The sequence below is a fragment of the Spirulina sp. CCY15215 genome (assembly GCF_016888125.1).
Taxonomy (GTDB): Bacteria; Cyanobacteriota; Cyanobacteriia; order Cyanobacteriales; family Spirulinaceae; genus CCY15215.
This window is the reverse complement of record NZ_JACSWA010000310.1, coordinates 1-6,096: the sequence shown is the minus strand read 5'-3', so window position 1 is coordinate 6,096 and position 6,096 is coordinate 1. Positions and strand designations below refer to the sequence as shown.

The window sequence follows — 6,096 nt, the reverse complement described above, 5'->3', positions numbered from 1 at the left end:
TAGAACTAGCGAATTTATAGAACTAGCGAATTTATAGAACTAGCGAATTTATAGAACTAGCGAATTTATAGAACTAGCGAATTTATAGAACTAGCGAGCGAGACGCTCGCACTACAGGACAACCATCTAAAATTTAGAAAAGATTATGTTAAGCGATCGCGACTGGCGCATTAGTTATTCCAACAACGAACATAACCCCATATTAGAATTTTATATTCCCGCCCTCGAAAATGCCCGTCAGTACGATCGCAAATCGGGATTTTTTAGTAGTGCCATTTTAAGCAAAGTTGCCGCAGGATTGGGCGCACTCCTGTATAATGAAGGCAAAATGCGCTTGATTATGGGCTGTCAATTCAACCAACAGGACTTAGAAGCCATAAAACAAGGTTATGCCCTCAGAGAAGCCCTAGAAAACCGCCTCAACGCAACTCTAACTCCCCCGCAAACCTTCGCCCAACTCAAACACTTTGAAATTCTCGCTTGGCTGATTCAATATAACTATCTTGATATTAAAATCGCCATTCCCCTGCAAAAAGACGGCATCCCAGAAAGCCCCGATCGCCAACTCGATCCCCAACATATTTTCCACGAAAAAGTCGGCATTTTTAGCGACAGTGAATCTAATCAACTGGTCTGTTTTGGCTCTAATAATGAATCCTTAAGCGGTTGGGAACAGAACATTGAATCCTTCCACGTTTATTGTAGTTGGGAAGGTGGAAGAGATGCAGAACGAGTTAATGAAGAAATATTTCGTTTTGAACAATTGTGGAACGATATTGCCCCCAATATAAAACTATTTGATATTCCCGAAGCCATTCGCGCTAAACTTTTACGTTATACCCCCGCCACAAAACCCACTTGGGAAAGCAAACACGAATTCGATACTAGGGCGATCGATGTTCAGCAATTACCCAGACAAAACCAAGCATCAATATTAACCGAAACAGAATATCAACAAGAAAAGAAAACCTTTGAGCCAATTTTAAACCTCCATAAACATCCCGGTTGTTTAGATTTTTGCCTCAAATCTATTCCCATCCAACCTTGGCCGCATCAGTTTAAAATCCTGCGTCGCGTCGCTGAAACCTTCCCTCGCAATTTTCTGATCGCCGATGAAGTTGGACTAGGCAAAACCATCGAAACTGGATTAATTTTGCGCTATCTTCTTGTTAGCCAAAAAGTTAAACGAGTCCTTATTTTAGCCCCCGCCAGCGTCCAACCTCAATGGCAAGAAGAATTACGAGAAAAATTTAATTTGCATTTCTGGAGTTATCTTCAAGGACAATTCAAAGACCCCTACGGTAATATTTCTACGATTGATAATGCCAACGTAGTGGGAGCGTCTCGCTCCCTAGGCTTCCCTTCTCGCTCCCTAGGCTTCCCTTCTAGCGAAGAAAACCCCTGGAATCGCCATTATCTCATCCTTGCATCCTCCCACCTCGTCCGCCGTCAAGAACGCAGACAAGAACTATTAGACGCGCAACCCTGGGATTTAGTTATCTTAGACGAGGCACACCACGCCCGACGCAAAACCCCCAAAGCCCGTAAAGATACCCCCAATAGCCTGCTTAAACTCATGCAGCAACTGCGAGAGAAAACCAACGCCTTAATCCTACTTTCCGCAACCCCCATGCAGATCGACCCCATCGAAATTTTCGATCTCCTCTCCTTACTGGGACTGCAAGGCCACTGGCGCTATGGCGATAACTTTTGTAACTACTTCGCCTCCCTCAGCGATCGCCCCGATCGCCACATCCTCGAATTTTGGCAGCAAATGTCCGTAGATTATTTCCAGTATGGGGGCAAATCCTGCCCGCGCTTACAAGCATACCTCAATCAACAAGATCGCCTCCTAGCCTACAAATTACAAGACATTTGGCAACAAGGCAAAACCCTCGTCAATGCCAAACAACTTTGCACCGATGCCTCCTTCATCAACAATTCTCGCCAATATCTCACTACTCATACCCCCCTCAAAGAACTCATGTTTCGCCATACCCGCGATACCTTGCGCCAATACTATCAACGGGGACTCCTAGACAAAGATATTCCTCAACGCATCGTCCAAGATAGCGCCATTTCCTTAGAAGGCGATCGCGAAATTCCCCTCTATCAAGCCGTCAGCGATTATGTCCGCAACTTCTACCGACTCGCCCAAAAACAAGACCGCAAAGCCCTAGGATTCCTCATGACCTTGTATCGTAAGCGGTTAACCAGTTCCTTTTCTGCCATCCGCGAATCCCTCAAACGGCGCTTAGAAGGTATTAGCATCACCCCCGACGACTTTGCCGACATTGACGATGCAGACGATGCCATTATTGCAGGCTTGGAAAGCTATTTTGAACCCGTCGATCCCCAAGAAATTCAATATCTCGAAGATTTATTGCGTCAGTTTGAAAACACCGGGGAAGATAGCAAACTCTCCTTTCTCCTCGATACCCTGCGACAAGAATTTTTAGCACGAGAAAGCGCCATTATTTTTACTCAATATACCGACACGATGGACTATTTGCGGGACGAACTGCGATCGGTCTATGGCGATCGCCTGGCCTGTTATTCTGGACGCGGAGGAGAACTCCCCCGACAAGACCCCGAACCCCATTGGCAAATCGTCCCCAAAGAGCGAATAAAACGCCTATTTCGCGAGGGAGAGGTCAAACTCCTCCTCTGTACCGAATCCGCCAGCGAGGGGCTAAATCTGCAAACCTGCGGCGTTCTCATCAACTATGATTTACCTTGGAATCCCATGCGGGTCGAACAGCGCATCGGTCGTTTAGATCGCATCGGCCAGCGCTATCCCACCGTGAAAATCCATAATTTTTACTATGATGGCACCGTAGAAGCTAAAGTTTATAAACGCTTGCGAGAACGCATCGGCCTGTTTACCAATATCGTTGGCAATCTGCAACCCATCTTGGCACAAGTTCCCACCTTCATCGAACAAGCCGTCATGAGTGCCGATCCCGAAGAGGAGGATGTGTTAATGGCCAATTTTGAACAGGAATTCGATACTGCACCTTTGCAACCTTCTTTAGAGGAAATGGTAGAAATGGACGTAGAAGCCGATCTCGCAGAATTAAGCCGTCCCTTGCATCCTTCCCCCATCACCCCAGAAGCCCTCGAAACTTTGTTCGTAACTTCTAAAATCCTGAAAGAACAAGGGTTTGAATTTGCCAAACTAGAAGAAAAAACTTGGCAATTATCCCTGCGATCGGCGCAAGCAACCTATACCGATAACGTTACCTTTTATCCTGAACAATACGATTCTTCAATACGGTTAATGAGCTTCGGCGATCGCATCTTTGAACGAATGCTGGAGAAAATATTGCCAAAAACGCCAACTTCATAAACAATCAAGCGATCGCATACCAAATCCGCTCTGCTGAGGATATATTCCCATCCCTTCTGTAGCGACGTTGCAAGCAACGTCGCTACAGGGGTTTTAAACCCAGTTTTTTTGGTAGAATGAGGGACAAAATTTCAGAGGTACAATTCTGGCAACATAATCTGACCCATTTATCTTATCCCCATTTAATTTCATCGTCATGACAGAAACTCCCTTCAAACCAAATGCTACCTCGGAAACTCTCTCTTCTGAAGAATTGCGTAAAATTCATGCCTATTGGCGAGCTTGTAATTACTTGGCCGTGGGTATGATTTATTTACGGAATAACGCCCTACTCAAAGAACCTCTACAGGAAGAGCATATCAAACAACGGTTGCTGGGTCATTGGGGTGCTTCTCCAGCTTTAAGTTTTAGCTATATTCATCTCAATCGGCTGATTAATAAGTACGATCTCAATGCTATTTTTATGGCCGGACCCGGCCACGGCGCACCAGGAGTGATTGGACCGGTTTACCTTGAAGGTACTTATTCAGAAGTTTATCCAGATAAAAGCGAGGATGAGGAAGGCATAACCAAGCTCTTCCAGTGGTTCTCTTTTCCAGGGGGTATTGGCAGCCATTGTACCCCGGAACTGCCGGGATCTATCCACGAGGGAGGGGAATTGGGATATAGTCTCTCTCACGCTTATGGCGCTGCTTTTGACAATCCCGATCTACTGGTGGCCTGCGTTGTGGGGGACGGTGAAGCAGAAACGGGACCCCTCGCCACAGCTTGGCACTCAAATAAGTTTCTCAATCCTATTCGCGATGGGGCGGTTTTGCCGATTCTGAACTTAAACGGTTACAAAATTGCTAATCCTACCATCCTCGCTCGTATCTCCGCCGAAGAATTAGAATATCTCTTCCGAGGCTATGGTTACACTCCTTATCTGGTAGAAGGAGATGAGCCAGAATCGATGCACCAGAAAATGGCAGCCACAGTGGAAGAGTGTATCAGTCAGATTCGTTCCATTCAAGCAGAAGCGCGCCGTACAGGGGTCGCTAAACGTCCTTTCTGGCCAATGATTATCTTGCGATCGCCTAAAGGTTGGACGGGTCCCAAAGAAGTAGACGGTCACAAAACAGAGGATTTTTGGCGATCGCACCAAGTGCCGATGAGTGGGATGCGGAATAACCCCGGACATTTGCAAATACTGGAAACATGGCTGAAAAGCTACAAACCCGAGGAGCTTTTCGATGAAAATGGGACATTACTGCCGGAAATTAAGGCGATCGCCCCCAAAGGACATCGCCGCATGAGTGACAACCCCATCGCCAATGGAGGTCGAGTGCGGAAAGCACTACGGATGCCCGATTTTCGTCAATTTGCTGTAGAAATTCCCAAACCAGGCACCGTGGAAGTAGAAAATACTCGCGTTTTGGGTTATTTTCTGCGGGAAGTGATGCGGAAAAACATGGATAACTTTCGGGTTTTCGGTCCCGATGAAACGGCTTCTAACCGCCTCCAGTCCATCTATGAAGTCAGTAAAAAGACATGGATGGCGGATTATTTACCCGAGGACGAAGATGGTAGCGAAATAGCGAAAGATGGTCGCGTCATGGAAATGCTCAGTGAACATACTTTGCAGGGTTGGTTAGAAGGATATCTCTTATCCGGTCGTCACGGTTTCTTCCATACCTACGAAGCCTTTGCCCACGTGGTAGACTCGATGTTTAACCAACACGCTAAATGGTTGGATATCTGCAAAAAAGAAGTGCCTTGGCGGGCTTCGGTTTCCTCACTCAATATCATGCTTTCCTCTCTCGTTTGGCGACAGGATCACAACGGTTTTAGTCACCAAGACCCCGGTTATATCGATTTAGTCTTAAATAAGAGTCCCGATGTCGTGCGGGTTTATTTCCCTCCCGATGTTAACTGCTTGCTGTCTGTCGCCGATCATTGCTTGCGGAGTTGCAATTATGTGAATGTCATTGTTGTCGATAAACAGATGCACTTGCAGTATTTGACGATGGAGGACGCGATCGCCCACTGTACCAAAGGTCTTGGGATTTGGGAGTGGGCCAGTAATGACGATTGTGGCAAAGACCCCGATGAACCCGATGTGGTTATGGCTTGCTGTGGCGATATTCCTACGATGGAATCTTTGGCCGCCACCGCTATTTTAAGGGAGGAATTCCCCGAACTGCGGGTTCGTTTTATTAATGTGGTTGACCTCTTAACCCTTATGCCGGAAAGCGAACATCCCCACGGTTTATCGGATGATGATTTCGATACTTTGTTTACTCCTGATAAACCCGTAGTCTTTAATTTCCACGGCTATCCTTGGTTAATTCATAAGTTAACCTATCGTCGCACCAATCAAGAACGCATTCACGTGCGGGGTTACAAAGAAGAGGGAAATATTAACACTCCCTTAGAGTTAGCCATAGAAAACCAAGTCGATCGCTTTAATTTAGTTATTGATGTCATCGATCGCGTTCCTCAATTGCAATATCGGGCGGCTTATGTCAAAGAACGCATGAAAAATAGTATCATCGAACACACCAATTATGCCTTTGAGCAAGGAATTGACAAACCCGAAATTCGCGAGTGGAAATGGCCTCATTAAGCTCAACCCTCGCCAAAAGCAGCACAAGTAGTAAATTATCTTAAATAGGGTTTGCTGAAAAGAGATAAAAAGATTGCTGTGTAAGGCTTAGAGAAACAAAAAAATAGAATTAAATGGGATAAAAAGGGGTAGAATAGAGAAA

At 45.9% G+C, this 6,096-nt stretch carries 2 protein-coding genes; both read left to right on the top strand.

What is annotated here, in order from left to right:
- Positions 1 to 145 precede the first annotated feature (145 nt).
- On the top strand, positions 146 to 3,349 hold the full coding sequence (locus JUI58_RS05130) for a helicase-related protein (protein ID WP_204102677.1): 3,204 nt from the start codon (positions 146 to 148) through the stop codon (positions 3,347 to 3,349).
- Between the two features lie 196 nt (positions 3,350 to 3,545).
- A complete protein-coding gene (locus JUI58_RS05125; RefSeq protein ID WP_204102676.1) occupies positions 3,546 to 5,954 on the top strand; it encodes a phosphoketolase family protein in 2,409 nt (802 codons plus the stop codon).
- Positions 5,955 to 6,096 lie beyond the last annotated feature (142 nt).

Excerpts from the sequence above, each read along its gene's own strand:
- JUI58_RS05130 (WP_204102677.1), top strand. The coding sequence starts at position 146 with ATGTTAAGCGATCGCGACTGGCGCATTAGTTATTCCAACAACGAACAT.
- JUI58_RS05125 (WP_204102676.1), top strand. The coding sequence starts at position 3,546 with ATGACAGAAACTCCCTTCAAACCAAATGCTACCTCGGAAACTCTCTCT.